The organism is Paracoccus angustae, from assembly GCF_042648745.1.
Classification (GTDB): Bacteria; Pseudomonadota; Alphaproteobacteria; order Rhodobacterales; family Rhodobacteraceae; genus Paracoccus; species Paracoccus angustae.
Map to the genome: position 1 here is coordinate 25,031 of NZ_JBHRXY010000015.1, position 14,822 is coordinate 39,852.

The 14,822-nt window shown below is 68.5% G+C and carries 7 protein-coding genes and 1 pseudogene; 2 read left to right on the plus strand and 6 right to left on the minus strand.

What is annotated here, in order from left to right; all coding sequences use genetic code 11:
• The first annotated feature begins 325 nt into the window (after positions 1-325).
• Positions 326-2,533 carry a hypothetical protein gene (locus tag ACFOM8_RS15390; protein WP_377762835.1) on the plus strand — a complete coding sequence of 736 codons (2,208 nt, stop codon included), beginning with the start codon at positions 326-328 and terminating at the stop codon, positions 2,531-2,533.
• Position 2,534: 1 nt separating this feature from the next.
• Positions 2,535-3,890: a tetratricopeptide repeat protein gene (locus ACFOM8_RS15395; protein ID WP_377762837.1), complete on the plus strand. Its 1,356-nt coding sequence runs from the start codon at positions 2,535-2,537 to the stop codon at positions 3,888-3,890.
• On the opposite strand, the gene ACFOM8_RS15400 is transcribed toward ACFOM8_RS15395, so the two are convergent.
• The 6 genes and pseudogenes from ACFOM8_RS15400 to ACFOM8_RS15425 all read right to left on the minus strand — a co-directional run bounded on the left by ACFOM8_RS15400 (position 3,832) and on the right by ACFOM8_RS15425 (position 14,085).
• Positions 3,832-4,956, minus strand: coding sequence for a hypothetical protein (locus ACFOM8_RS15400; RefSeq protein ID WP_377762839.1), 1,125 nt, complete (start codon positions 4,954-4,956; stop codon positions 3,832-3,834). The genes ACFOM8_RS15395 and ACFOM8_RS15400 overlap by 59 nt on opposite strands.
• A 97-nt stretch (positions 4,957-5,053) precedes the next feature.
• Positions 5,054-6,181 (minus strand): UDP-glucose 4-epimerase GalE, encoded by a 1,128-nt coding sequence (gene galE / locus ACFOM8_RS15405; RefSeq protein WP_377762841.1) that lies wholly within the window; start codon positions 6,179-6,181, stop codon positions 5,054-5,056.
• Positions 6,178-8,001: a glutamine--fructose-6-phosphate transaminase (isomerizing) gene (gene glmS / locus ACFOM8_RS15410; protein WP_377762842.1), complete on the minus strand. Its 1,824-nt coding sequence runs from the start codon at positions 7,999-8,001 to the stop codon at positions 6,178-6,180. The genes galE and glmS overlap by 4 nt, the downstream gene beginning before the upstream one ends.
• 108 nt (positions 8,002-8,109) lie before the next feature.
• Positions 8,110-9,438, minus strand: a pseudogene (glmM, locus tag ACFOM8_RS15415) (phosphoglucosamine mutase); the annotation flags it as partial.
• 31 nt (positions 9,439-9,469) lie between these two features.
• Positions 9,470-13,465 carry a hypothetical protein gene (locus tag ACFOM8_RS15420; RefSeq protein ID WP_377762844.1) on the minus strand — a complete coding sequence of 1,332 codons (3,996 nt, stop codon included), beginning with the start codon at positions 13,463-13,465 and terminating at the stop codon, positions 9,470-9,472.
• 290 nt (positions 13,466-13,755) lie between these two features.
• Entirely contained in the window at positions 13,756-14,085 is a 330-nt protein-coding gene (locus ACFOM8_RS15425; RefSeq protein WP_377762846.1) for a hypothetical protein, read from the minus strand.
• Positions 14,086-14,822: the final 737 nt, after the last annotated feature.

Consider the following 14,822-nt stretch of genomic DNA (forward strand, 5'->3'; position numbering starts at 1 on the left):
CGGTCGCTTTCGGTGCGCCGCAGAAAATTCCCTTGGAGCCTTGTGAAATTACGACACTTGAAAACATGCCTCAACTGGCCGCAGGGGGAATGGGCCATGATATTGGCCTGGCCATATTGGCCAAAGGGTGAATGAACTGGCCGATGGGATAATGAACCCTATCCCGAATGTGGGGCGAAACGCCATTTCACCTTTGGGCTGTGGAAAGACGGCCGGTTATCCCTCATAACAAGGATGATTTGATGCCGGTCGCGAATATCCCGGAAAGAGAATGTCCCGGATTTATTTTCAACCCCTGCGGATATTGCGCGCCCTGTCGGCGCTGATGACCCTTGGGCTTTTCTGGGCGCCGGGCACCGCGGCGGCGCAGGCGTGCGACAGCGTGCCGCGAGCGACGCTGGCCCTTTACGACGGCAGCCGCGAGGGAGAGGTCCGCAACACCCGCATCTACAGATTTGCCGAAGTCGTTCTCAATTACCTGGGGCAGGTGGTGGTTTATCACGACATCAGCCGCAACGCCCCGCCCGAGGTCGATCCTGCGGATGTCGGGCTTGTTCTGTCCTGGCTTGACGAACCCGTGGCGGAAACGGACGGATTTGCGGGCTGGCTGGCGCAGGACGGGGCGTTCTGCAACGGCGGCCCCAGGATCGTGGCCTTTGACGATATCGAATTCTGGGCGAATCTTCCGCCCGAATTGTCGGCAAGGGCCATGGGCGCCATGGGAATTCAAACGGACGGCGTCATTTACGCGGCGGGCGTGTCGGCTGCTGTATCTGCCAAGGATGAAGACCTGCTGGACCACGAAGCCGATTTCCTGATCCGGCCCGGCGATTACCGGGGCGTGACGGCCCTTCCCGCCGCCCGGCCGCTGCTGCAAATCGATGCCCAGGGCGTTTCCATCGCCCTGGCGGTGATCGGACCGGCGGGCGGCTATGTCCATGGCGGCGCCTTGATCGAGCCGGGGACGCAGGGCCGCGCGGCCTGGATCGTCGACCCCTTCGGCTTTTTCGAGGCCGTCTTGCAGGACAGCGCCGTTCCGAAGCCCGATCCGACGACCTTGCAGGGGCTGCGCACCTTCTTTGTCACGGTTTCCTCGGTCGGCTGGCTGGACGTGATGCCCGCGGAGGTCTTCGGAGAAGCGCAGCAGCTGGCCTCGGAGGTTCTGGTGGAACGCCTGATCGCGCCGTTCGAGGATCTGCCGATCACGGTGGCGGTGCTGGCGGGCGACCTGTCGCCCGACCTGGGGGGTCCCGCCGCCGAACGGGGGCGGCAGGCGGCGATCCAGGCGCTGGCCGCGCCGAATGTCGAAGGCGCGGCGCAGGGCTTCAGCGACATCCGCGACTGGTCCTTCTTCGCCGCCTACGACCCCAACCGCGAGGCCGAGATGCTGGTCGCCCCCGAGGTGGCAGAGGAGGGGCAGGGGGCGCTGGTCAGCTCGGCCATGCAGACGCTGCGCGACGCTTTCGCCGATACCGGGGCCTCGACCTTTTCGCGCACGCCGGGGGCGCCGCGCAAATACGCCACCGCGCCCTTCGACCTGGAGCAGGAGGTGGGCGGCGCCGTCGACCAGGTGAACGCGCTGTCCGGGGGCGAACGGCCCGTCGGCCTTTACGCCTGGAGCGGCGATGCCCGCCCCTTCGAAGCCGCGCTGGAAGCGGCCGAGCGGACCGGCATCGGCAGCATGGGCGGCGGCGGCGGCGTCATGGACGCGGCCCGCCCCTCGGTGACGGGATTGTGGCCGCTGTCGGCGCAGGTCGGGCGGCACCGGCAGATCAACGACGCGCTTGGCGGCGACACGCTTTACACGGACTATTGGACATCGGCGCTGTACGGCTTTCACGGCTTTCGCGAAACCCTGCGCCGGACCGAGGAGCCGCGGCGGCTGCGGCCTTTCCAGCTGTCTTTCGCCGCCCGCACGATGATCCATTTCGAAACCCGCCGCGCGGTGGAAACCTTTCTGGAATTGGCGCGGTCGTCCGATGTGGCGCCAATCCGCGCTTCGGCCCATGCGGCGGCGGTCAGGGGCTTCCTGACGGCACGGATCACGGCGGAAGGGCCGGGCCTGTGGCGGATCCGCGACCGGGGGGCCTTGCAGACCCTGCGCCTGGACCGCGCGAAGGGCCGGGCGCTGGACATGGCCGCCAGCGAAGGCGTGATGGGCGCCCGCCGCAAGGGCGACAGCCTGTATGTCGCCCTGGATCCGGGAACGGATGCGCCGCTGGTCGCCCTTACCGACAGCGACCGGCCTGGCGGCGTCGTTCTGGGATCGGCCGCGCCCGCGCTTCTGGCCAGCCGGCCCGTGGTGGAAAGCTGGAGCCGCAGCACCTGCGGCGTGGCGTTGGAGCTTTCGGGCTTTGCCGAGGGCGACGTGACCCTGGCGGCAGAGCCGGGGGCGGAATACGGGATCGCCATCTCGGGGGTCAACGATGACCGGCCCCGCGCCATGGTGGCAAGCGCGGCTGGCGTCCTGGCCATCAGGGTGCCTGCCGCGCCCGGCGGGTTGCGCGGCCTGTCCGTCAAGGGAGGGTGCTGAGATGCTGCTCGACGGGATGCGCAACTTCGCGGTGGCCTCGGTGGCGCTGTGTGCCGCCGCCGTGGCCGGGGTCATGGCGCTGCGCCCCGACCCCGCCGTCCGGCTGGAGGCCGAGCTGTCGCGCCTGGAGCCCGAGGAAGCCCTGCGCGAGCTGCGCGGGGCCGAGGGCCGGGTCGCCTTTCACGACAACCTCGAGCTTCTTTATGGCCGACTGTCCCTGGCGGACGGCGATCTGGACCGCGCGCGGCGGTCCTTTCAGCGGCTGCGGGCGCAGGCCAGCCCGTCCGAGGAGGTTCTGGAAACCCTGGCGGGCATCGAGGCGGCCGCGGGCGATCTGGCCGCCGCGGCGGTCTTTCTGCAACAGGCCCAGGAGGCCTTTCCCTCGGCCGACCGGCGGTTGCGCCTTGGCGGCTGGTATCAGGCCCTGCGCCAGCCCGAGGCCGAGCGCGACCTGCTTCTGTCCGAGGATCCGACGGCCTTGACACCCCCTGAAATCGAGCGTCTTGGGCTTTTGCTGATCCATGACGGGCGGATCGGCGATTACGAGGCGCTGTTCGCCACCCTGGCCGACAGCACGGCCGAGGGGCACGCGTCCTTCAAGCGCAGGCTGCTGGAATACCTGATCGAGGCCGGCCGCCCCGCCGAGGCGGTCGCCGCGGCGGCCCGCTGGACGGCGGGGCCGCAGGGCGCCGAGGCGCTGGAAACCTCGGTCCGGGCGCTGATCGGCCGGGGCGCCATCGACGCGGCGATCCTGGTCGCGCGCGACGGTTTCCGCGCCGCGCCGGCGGAAAGCCACGTGGTGCTGCCGATCTTCGCGCGCAGCGGCCATGGCGGCATCGCCCGCATCCTGCAAGGCGAATGGCTGGCCACCCGCGGCACGCTGTCCGAGGCCGAATGGGCCACGCTGTCCTATCTGGCCGAAAGCACCGGGGACATGCGCGGCCTGCATGCGGCGCTTGTCTCGGGCGGGGATGCGGCGGGCGCCCCGGCGGTGGGCCAGGCGCTGATGCAGTTCGTGCGCTATCGCGGCGCGCAGGCGCTGGTGCCTTGGCGCGGGCTGCTGAACGAGGATGTCTACAAGGCGGCCCCGCTGGTCGGCGCGGCCTGGGCCAACTGGCGGGGCGACCGCGCCGCGACCTATCGCCACCTGGTCGCCGCTTCGCGCCAGCCCTTGTCCGAATGGGACCAACTGATCTGGATGTCGCTGCTGGACGGGCTGCGGGGCAGCCCCTTTCACCGGGTGCTGCTGGCCGGGGCGGCGGACCATCCCGGCCTGCGCCAGCGCCTGCGCGACAGCGTCATTCCGGCCCTCCCGGCCAGCGCAGCGGCGAGCGGATCGGCGGATAAACCTGGTTGAAGACGTTGTCGGCGGCGACATAGGGATAGAACCCCGCCTGCGTCGCCTTTTCGGCGATCAGGTCGCGCAGGGCCTCGGGCTTGTGGTCGGGGAACTGCGTGGCGATGTCCAGCGACAGAACCGAGACGCCGTTGCGGCGGAAATCCTCTTGCAGGGCCTCGGTGGTATGAACATGGGTCGTGGGCGCCGAGACGTTTTCGACCATGATCGCGTCGATCGCTTCCAGATAGTCGGAAAAGGCCGCCTTGCCCTGGGGATCGCCCCCTCCCATGGCATCCCGTCCGATGAAGACGCCGTTGTTCACCACGACATAGGCGTCGCAGTTCCATTGCCGCGCCCGATCCGCGATCAGCCCGACCAGGCGCATCATCTCGCGCGCCATGCCGGGGGCGTCCGCGGGGCCGTCCGGGGTCTTGCCCTCGGGCCAGGCAAGGGTCTTGTCCATCGCATGGCTGTAGTAATGCAGCACGTCGTCCAGGAACAGCCCGTCGATGCCCGTCTGCATCAGCCGGTCGGTCCGTTCCAGAAGGATCTTGTGCCAGGCGTCCGTCCAGTAGGTGGACAGATGTTCCTTGTGCACTGTGGTGGGGCCGTACCAGTCGGGCAGGACGGCCGGCGGCGGCACGTCGATGCCGCCCATCTGGTCGATCCAGTAGTCGCGGTAATGCTCGATCTCGGTGACGTTCAGATAGCCCAGCACCGGGCGGGCGCCGTTCTTGTTGATCTTCGCGATCTCCTCGGGGGTGAAGAAGACCTCGCGGCCGGTGTCGCTGTAGGGCGCGCCGATCCGGGTGATCTCCAGGATCAGCAGGCCGTGCGGCTGGCGCGACAGCGTGTCGGCGTCATAGGTCGTGCCCCAGTACTGGACCGCGAAGCCGTCTTGCAGGCTTGCGGCCAGCCGGGCGGCGCGGGACCGGGCGTTGGACATGACGCATTCCTGGCCGGAAGACCGGTCGGGCGGCTGAAGAACGGGGGGCGCATCCTGGGCGCGGGCCGGTCCGCCCGGCAGGCAGGCGGCCATCAGACCGAAAAGGGCGGCAGGCCGAAGCAGTGACGTGATGTTCAAGGCTGGTCGTGTCCCGAAAGGCGCCGCCCCCCGGCGCAGGGTCGGATCGGGCCCGTGCATGGCGTCGCGGTGCCCCAGGATCATCCTTGCGGCGACCCTAGGGAGAGGCGCTGAAGCTGGGCACAGGGGCCATGGCTCCGAAATCCGATTTCGCCACAAGATAGGGCCTGCTGTCCAGTGCCGCCTGCTGCTGGAAGGCCCAGTGATCGGCGCACATCCGGGCCAGGTCGCGGGTCGCGCGCCATCCCAGGACCGCGCCCGCGCGGCAGGGATCGGCCAGCGACACCGCCACGTCGCCCGGGCGGCGGTCGGTCACGCGGTAGGGGACCGGAAAGCCGCAGGCGTCCGAAAAGGCGCTGATGATCTGCAACACGCTGTAGCCCGTTCCGGTGCCCAGGTTGATGCGCAGGTGGCGGTCGTCCGGCGCATCGCCGAACAGGCGGTCGATCGCCGCGACATGCCCCCGCGCCAGGTCCATGACGTGGATATAGTCGCGCACCCCCGTTCCGTCCGGCGTGTCGTAATCCGCCCCGAAGACCTGCACCTCGGGACGCTGGCCGATGGCCGTCTGGGCCACGTAAGGGAACAGGTTGTTGGGCACATCGCGCGGATTTTCCCCGATCAGCCCGCTGGGATGGGCGCCCACCGGGTTGAAATAGCGCAGCGAGATTGTGCGGAAGCCAGGGTCGGCCGCAACCAGATCGTCGATCATCTCCTCGATCATCAGCTTGGTGCGGCCATAGGGGTTGGTGGTCCCGGTGGGCGCGGTTTCGGGGATCGGCAGCACCTTGGGCACCCCGTAAACCGTTGCCGAGGACGAGAACACCAGCTTGCGCACGGCGGCCGCCTGCATGGCCTGCAACAACGAGATGGCCCCCATCAGATTGTCGCGGAAATAAAGCAGCGGGTCGGCCACCGATTCCCCGACCGCCTTCTTGCCCGCCAGGTGGATCACCGCGTCGATGCGGTACTGCCGCAGGACTTCGGTGACGACCGCCCGGTCGCGGACATCCCCTTCGACCAGGACAACCGTGCCCTTGGCGATCTGGGGGATGCGCGCCACGGTGCGGCGATCCGAATTCTCGAAGTTGTCCAGGATGACGACCTGGTGGCCCGCTTCCAGCAGTTCGACCACGACATGCGATCCGATATACCCGGCGCCCCCGGTCGCCAGGATGGTCTTGCCTTGAGAGTTTTGGGAAAGCTTCGTCTTCTTGCGCATCATTCCACCGTGACGGATTTAGCAAGGTTGCGGGGCTGGTCCACGTCCGTGCCCTTGGCGACGGCGGCGTGATAGGCGATGAACTGGACCGCGACGGCGTAAAGAAAGGGGGCCAGCAGCGGATCGGCCGCCGGCAGGGCGATGCTGCGCCAAACCTCGTCCCCCATCTCGCGGCAGGCTCCCGCGTCCCCGATCAGGGCCACGCGGCCCTTGCGGCCCATGACCTCGCGCAGGTTCGAGGCGATCTTCTCGAACAGCGCGTCATGGGGGGCCAGGGCGACGATGGGCGTGGCCTCGTCCACCAGGGCGATGGGGCCGTGCTTGATCTCGCCCGCCGCATAGCCCTCGGCATGGATATAGGTGATCTCCTTGAGCTTCAGGGCCCCTTCCAGCGCCAGCGGATACATCAGCCCCCGTCCCAGAAAGAGCGCGTCCTTCGCCTCGGCGATGTCGCGGGCCAGGGCTTCGAACTGCCCCTCCAGCGCGATGGTCTCGGACATCAGGCGCGGAACGGTGGACAGAAGCTCGACATGGGCGCGTTCCCCGGCCGCGTCGATGGCGCCGCGCTTGCGGGCGATCATCACGGCCAACGCCGACAGGCACAGCACCATCGCGGTGAACGCCTTGGTCGAGGCCACGCCGATTTCCGGCCCCGCATGGATCGGCAGCACGATGTCGGCCTCGCGCGCGATGGTCGAGGTGGTGACGTTGACCAGCCCCAGGGTGATCTGGCCTTGCGCCTTGGCATAGCGCAGGGCGGCCAGGGTGTCGGCGGTCTCTCCCGACTGGCTGACGACCATGGTGACGCCGCGCGCGGGCAGCGGCGGCTCGCGATAGCGGAACTCGGACGCGATCTCGATTTCCACGGGCAGGCGGGCGACGCGCTCCATCCAGACCTTGGCGACATGGGCGGCATAAAAGGCGGTGCCGCAGGCCACGATGGTCAGGCGCGAAATCCCGGACCAGTCCACGGCCTCGGCGGCGCAGGCGATCCGGTGACGGTCGTCCGAGATCCAGGCCCCCAGGGCCCGGGCGATGACGCTGGGCTGCTCGTGGATCTCCTTGGCCATGAAGTGCCGGTGCTGGCCCTTGTCGGCGATAATGGTTTCCAGCGCGACGGTCTGCACCTCGCGCGTGACGGGGTTGCCCGCCGCGTCATGGATGCGCACGCCGTCGCGGGTCAGGACGGCCCAATCGCCTTCCTCGAGATAGCAGATGCGGTCCGTCATCGCGGCCAGGGCGATGGCGTCCGAGCCGACGAAATTCTCGCCCTCGCCCAGGCCGATGACCAGGGGCGATCCGCGCCGGGCGCAGATCAGCAGGTCGGGCCGCCCGTCGAAGACGAAGCACAGCGCATAGGCGCCGCGCAGCTTGGCGATGGTGGCCGCCGCCGCGTCCTCGCAGCTCAGCCCCCGCGCCAGCATCGAGGCGCAGAGCGTGGCGATCACCTCGGTATCGGTCTGGGATTCGAAGCCGTATCCCGCGGCGGCGAGATCCCGCTTCAGCTCGAGATAGTTCTCGATGATGCCGTTGTGGACAACCGCAACGGGCCCCGAGCGGTGCGGATGGGCGTTGGCCTCGGTCGGGCCGCCATGGGTAGCCCAGCGGGTATGGCCGATGCCGGTGGTGCCGGGCAGCGGCCGGTCGGCCACAAGCTGCACCAGCGCCGACAGCTTGCCCACGGCCCGGCGGCGGTCCAGCACGCCCTCTTCCAGGATGGCCAGGCCCGCGGAATCGTAGCCGCGGTATTCCAGTTTCCCCAGCGAGGCCAGAAGCATCTGGGCCGCGGGCTGCTTGGCGATAACGCCGACGATGCCGCACATGAAACTTTCTCCTCAGGCGCTGCGGGCCAGCGGGGGCCGCTCGGGGGCCGCCGCGAAGGCGGCGGGGCAGGGGTGGACGGGCAGGACATCGCCGCGCAGGACATCGCCGCGCAGGACATGGCTGACCTCGTCGGCGATGGCGGCCAGCAGGTCGGGATCCTCGCCTTCGGCCATGATTCGGACCAGGGGCTCGGTTCCCGAGGGGCGGACCATCAGCCGCCCGGTGCCTTCGAGCCGCCGGGTCATCCGGTCGATCACATCGATCACGGCGGGCCGGTCCAGCGGTGCGCTGCCGCGCTCGATCGGGACGTTGCGGGTGATCTGGGGCAACGGCGCAAAGCGCGACAGCACCTCGGACGCGGGGCGCTCGGCTTCGCGGATCGCGGCCAGGGCCTGCAAGGCGGCCACCAGGCCGTCGCCGGTGGTGCTGAATTCGGACAGGATGATGTGGCCGGACTGTTCGCCGCCGACGGTGCAGCCGGTCTGGCGCATCCGCTCGACCACGTGGCGGTCGCCGACTTTTGTGCTGATGGTGCGGATGCCCCGGCCCGCCAGATGGCGTTCCAGCCCGGAATTGGACATCACCGTCGCCACAAGCGTGTCGTGGGCCAGCTTGCCCCGGGCATGGGCGCGTTCGGCGATCACGCACATCAGCTGGTCGCCATCGACCAGGCGGCCTTTCTCGTCGATCAGGTGGACCCGGTCGGCGTCGCCGTCCAGGCTGATCCCCAGGTCCGCCCCCTGCGCCAGAACCGCGTCGATGCAGGCCTGCGGCGCGGTCGAGCCGCAGCCCGCGTTGATGTTGGTGCCGTTCGGATCGGTGCCGACGCGGATCACCTCGGCGCCCAGTTCCCAGATCAGCTCCGGCCCGACGCGGTGCGCCGCGCCGTTGGCGGCATCGACGACCACGCGCAGCCCGTCCAGGCGCAGCCCGCGCGGAAAGGCGTGCTTGACGAACTCCATGTAGCGTTCGCCCGCCCCGTCGATGCGCCGGGCATGGCCGATCAGCGACGGTTCCGCCAGATCGCCGGTTCTGCCCATGGCGGCCTCGATGGCGGCCTCGTCCGCGTCCGACAGCTTGTAGCCGTCGGAGCCGAAGAACTTGATGCCGTTGTCGTGATGGGGATTGTGCGAGGCGGAGATCATCACGCCCAGATCGGCGCGCAGCGACCGCGTCAACATGCCCACGGCGGGCGTCGGCAAGGGGCCGGTCAGCAGGACGTTCATCCCCGCCGAGGTGAAGCCCGCGACAAGGGCGCTTTCGACCATATAGCCGGAAAGCCGCGTGTCCTTGCCGATCACCACGGTCCGGGATTGTCCCCTGCGGGCGACATGGCGCCCCGCCGCCCGGCCCAGCTGCATGACGGCCTCGGGCGTGATGGGCCAGACATTCGCGCGTCCCCTGACGCCATCGGTTCCAAATAGCTTTTTGTCCATCACAATGTCCCTCTGATTTCTTGAAAACGGATCAGACGAAGAAAGAATTGACGATGTCGCCGGTCAGCAGGTCGGCGGCGTCCAGCCCGGACAGCAGCAGGTGGCTGGTGCCCCGGACCAGTTCCAGCCCGTCGGCGGTATCGACAAAGGCGGCGCGGGCGGCGGCGGCGGTCAGAAAGCCGAAGCCGCGCAATTCCAGCCGGTCCACGCCGCTGTCGAAGTCCAGGATCGTGTCGAAGGCCTCGCCCGCGCGGAAGACGAAGCGGTCGGCCCCCGCCGCGCCGAACAGCACGTCGTTGCCGCCCCGCCCCTCCAGGCGGTTGGCCCCGGAGCCGCCCAGCAGGATGTCGGTGGCGGCGGCGCCGATCAGCTGCGCCCCCGCCGTCAGGAAATCGACCATCGCCGCGTTCTGCTTGAGCGTGTTGAAGGCCAGCGACACCATTCCCGCGCCGGGCAGCGTCGCGCCGTCCGCGCCGGTGATGCGGACCGGGATGGTGCCCTGGGTCTTCAGATCGACCAGCACCTCGCCCCGCCCCTGGAAGCTGAAGTTCAGGTCGGACCCGTTCCCCGAAACCGAGATCAGCTCGCCCCGCATCGGCAGCGCGGCGATGCGCGTCACGTCGGCCATCGTGCTGCCCAGCGTGACCTGGAAGGTGCCGCCGGCCCGGGGCAGAAAGACCGAATCCTCGTCATAGGCATACCAGTTGGCGACCGAGGCGATGCGGCCTTCCTTGCCCATGTCCAGCGCGAAGTTGCCCGCATCCGACAATCCCACGGTCGCGGTGACGACATTGCCCGCGCGCGTGGCGGTGAGGGTGCTGTTCGAAAAGCTTTCGATCCGGTCGGCCAGATCCTTGCCGGTCACGAACTCGGTCCCGGCGGCGGCGGCGGCCGAGATCAGCGACTGGAACATTTGCAGGTTGTAAACCTGCCCGGGATCGTTCAGCCAGTTGGTCGGGCCATAGTCGTGCCAGGGGAAGGCCAGGATCGGCGCTGTGCCGTTCGCGGTCAGCGCCGAGAATTCCTTCAGCCATGCGGCCTCGGCCTGCTGGGGCGTCAGCCCGCCCCAGCCGACCAGCGAGAAGTCGAAGGACATGTTGGGCGCCAGATAGACGCGCTGGTCCTCGCCCGGGGTCAGAAAGCCAAAGGCGCCCGGATAGCCCGCCCCGGTGCCCGAATAGCCGCCGCTGAGATAGTCGAAATACTTGATCATCTCGCGCGTGGCGTCCAGCCGCTCGGGCGCGCCGGGAACGGCGGCGCCGGTGACGGGAATGCCCAGTTCGCGGGCGATGATCTGCCGGGAATAGTCGAACTGGAACCTGTAGGACGCTTCCAGCACCGCGCGCTCCACCTCGGTCAGCGCAAGAACGCTGACGGCGCCGGGATTGGCCGGGTTGGTCCGGGCCAGCGTGTCGGCCAGAACGGCGTTGATCTGGCTGGCGGTCATCCGCGACAGGGCGGCGATCACGGCGGGATCGGCATCCGCATGGGTCGCATAGGGCGACCAGACCGGCACGCCGTGATCGACGATGCCGGCATAGGCCGCGATGCGCGCTTGCAGCATCTCGGTCGTGATCACGTCCGGCAGCAGCAGGTTGGTGTCGTGGGGATGGGTGAAGGAATGCGTCCCGATCTCGCTTTCCAGGGCGCGGATGCGGTCGTAATAGGGCTTCGACACCGCCCAGTCGGTCACCTGGTCGGGCGCATAGGCCCCGATATTGACGTAATAGGATCCGACAAAGCCGTATTGGGCGTACCAGTTTTCGATGATCGGCAGCATCGCGTCGTAGATGCCGGGATCCCGGGTGCTGACATCGAAGACCTCTTGCGACTGGTCCATGTCGTTGCGCGAATAGAACAGCGACTTGTTGCGCGTCATCAGCAGCGAGATGTCGGGCGAATTGTCCTGAAGCACCCAGTCGATGGCCTCGCCCAGGATGTTGTTGTTGCCCATGATCGCGTCGGTGGCGAAATGGACGTTGCGGCCGACGGTCTGGGTGGCGATCACCGCGCCCAGGGTGTCGCCGGTCACGACCTGCTCGAACAGCACCTGTCCGGTGCCGGTGGTGTCGGTGAAGTTCAGGTAGGACGTGTTGCCGTAGACGCCCACGACCTGGTTGTCGCCATAGCCGTCCAGGATCGGATTGGATCCCGCCGTCGCCCGCAGCGTGATCCCGCTGGTGGCGCCGAAGCCTTCCAGCGTGACGCCCAGCAGCGATTTCATCCGAGCATAGGAATCCCCGGCCAGCGCCGCCCCCGTCTGGTCGTTGGTCATGAAGTTGCCCGCCGCGATCAGGCCGACGCCGTAATCGCGCACCGCGGTCGCCAGCGAGGTGGCGATGGCCGCGGCCTGGCCCCCCTGCACATGCGAAAAGCCGGGAAAGACGATGGCGTCATAGCCCGCCAGCGCGGCCGGGTTCAGCAGGTCCGCCTCGGTCAGCAGATCAAAGGGGACGCCCGCCTGTATGGCCTGGCTCTGGGCGGACATGAACAGCTGCCCGTAGGCCGTCTTGTCATAGAAATTGGCGGCGGTGGTGTCGGAATAAACGATGGCGATGCGGGACTGGGGCGCGTCCACCGGGTCGGGCGGCGGGGCCGTGCCCACCACCAGGTTGGCGCTGGCATAGTCGCCCGGCAGGAACACGGAATCGTTCACGTCGGCCAGCACCCGGACCTGGCCGGGATTGCCCGCAAGCAGGGCCTTGGGCACCGCGACCTCGAACCCGGTGCCGTCGGCGCTGCGGGCGAATTTCAGTTCGGCCACGAAGGTCTGGCCCGCCGCGCCGCTGTACAGCCTCGCCACCCCGTCGGCGCCGATGTTGATGTTGTATTCCGATCCCCCGGCCCAACCCCAGATCCTGTGGCCGGTGGCGCTGTTCAGGTCGGTGTCCAGCCAGATCGTGGTGTTCGCCCCGATCGAGGTGCCGCCGATGGCGAAGACATAGCTGTCGCCCGCGGCATCCGGGACAAGCTGGCCGCGCAGCGTGTGGCCCGCCTGCGTGGTCAGCAGGCTGCCCGCCGCCCATTCCCCCAGCGAGCCGTCCAGCGTGACGCCCCCCACGACGGTCGGCGGCAGGCTTCCCACGACAAAGTTCGCGCTGCCGTAATTGTTGGGAATGAAGACCGAGTCATTCACGTCGGCAAAGACCCGGGTCGAGGTGGACCCGCCCAGCAGCGCCTGATCGACCGCGAACTCGATGGTTCTGCCGTCGGCGCTGCGGGCGAAGCTCAGATCGGCCACGAAGGTCTGGCCCGCCGCGCCGCTGTACAGCCGCGCCACCCCGTCGGCGCCGATGTTGATGTTGTATTCCGCGCCGACCGCCCATCCCCAGACCCGGTATCCGGTCGCGCCGTTGCGGTCGGTGTCCAGCCAGATCGTCGTGTTCGCGCCGATCTGCACCGCGTCGCTGGCAATGGCGAAGGTATAGGTGCCGGCCTGCAAGTCGCCGTGCAGGGCATAGCCCGCCGCGCCCGTCGCGGCGCTGTCCAGGCGGGTGGACGCCGCCCATTCGGCCAGGCTGCCGTCCAGGGTCTTGCCCCCGGCCGTGACGGAGGGCGCCGGGTCGCTTACCAGCAGGTTCGCCGTGGCATAGGAGTTGGGCAGGAAGGCCGCGTCGTTCACGTCGGCATAGACGCGCACGGATGTGGGGTTGCCGGCCAGCAGGGTGCGGTCGATGCGGAACTCCAGCACGCGCCCGTCGGCGCTGCGGGCTTCCTCCAGCTCGGCCACCAGGGTCTGCTCGGGGCCGCCGCTGAACAGCCGCGCGGTGCCGTTCGCGGCGATCTCGACATGGTATTCCGCCCCGCCGGCCCATCCCCAGATCTGGTATCCGGTGGCCCGGTTCAGGTCGGTGTCCAGCCACAGCGTCGTGTTGTCGCCGATAACGGCGCTGTCGGCGGTCATCGCGAAATACAGATAACCCGGCTCGGCGATGCCCCACAGGCCATAGCCCGCGGTTCCCGTCGCGGGCGTGTCCAGTCGGGCAACCGGAAACCAGTCGGTCATGGAACCGTCGATCGTCGGCATCTGCGTTTCCCCTTGTGCTGGGTGTCAGGCCTTGTGGCACGCGTGCGCCGCAGCGAGTCTTCACGCCCGATCATCCCGCGCGGACCCCGCCCGGATCAACGAGCGCGGCGGCCAATGGCCATCAGACGAGGGGAATGACGGAACGGTTAACACCAAAGGCGAATGCGTCTTGCCAAAGGGTTAATGCAGGGACGGCGCCTGTCGCCGCGGCCTTCCCGAAGGCGGCTTGCGGCGCGCGGGACGGATCCGGGCCAGCCCCGAAGGCGGTCCGGCCGGACGGATCCGGCCTGTCAACCCCCGTCGTCGTTTGCCGCCTGGGCCGCGAACCAGTCGGAATAGGGCGTGTTCTTCGCCATCCTGCGGTTCAGGTCTGCGGCGCCGTCGTTCCACCAGACCGGCCCGCGTTCGCCAAGGTCCTGCTTGGCCTTCTCGACGGCACGGTGCGCGGCATCCTCGGCCTGCGCGTCGTTCTTGGCCCGGGCCGCGCGGACGGCCCGCCGCGCCGCCATCAGCCGCGACACGAGGCGCTGGCGCTCGGCTTCGGAAAGGTTGGGGTTCGCCGCCCGCCACAGCCTGCCGCGGACAACGATATAGCGCCGGTCGGGGGTGAGAAGAACCATGTGCCTTTGCCGGATTGTTCCGTGTCAACGGCGTCATGCGGCCGCGGGTTTCGCCCGTTCCGCCAGAGGGGCGGGGCTGCCTTCAAACCGCAGGGCCGGGTGTTGTCACCAAGTTGAAATGTCGCTTCCTGAGCCATTTGGAAATGTCGCATGGGCCTCGAGCGACAAGCCGGCCCCGGCCCGCTCTCCAGCACAAGGGCCGTAGGGACGGGGCCGGCGGCCATGCGATTTGGGGATTCTGCCTGTCGCCGCCAGCAACGAGGCCGACACGGCCCTTATTGGGCGGGCGGCAAGGTCTGCGCGTCCTGAGCTTCCGCTGCGCGTCGTTCAGCGCGTTTGTCGAGCCAGCTCTTCCGACCAGACCCGCGCTTGCCGGTCCACGATGATCGCGGGCCTGCCCGGTTGACGCGGCCGGGCGCCCGACGCGATGCCGCCCTGGCCGCGCCGTGCTTTGCGCCCGTGGGATGGGCAAAGCCCCGGGCCGCTGCTCCCGAAGCGACCTTTGTGGCGACATCAATTGGCATGACGGGCGACAAGGAAAACCGTGCCGGACCGGCAAGGCATTCCCGACGCTGAAGCGCAGCCGTTTCAACTTGAGATATTCGCCCGCCGTGTCGGACAAGGAGGCCGTCCGAAGTCTGCCGCCATCGCCTGCCGCCCTTTCAAATCAAAAGGGCGGCAAGAAACCGTCGCCTTTCGTCAACGCGGCTTTCAGGGCGCGAACCCGGCGGCGGTTA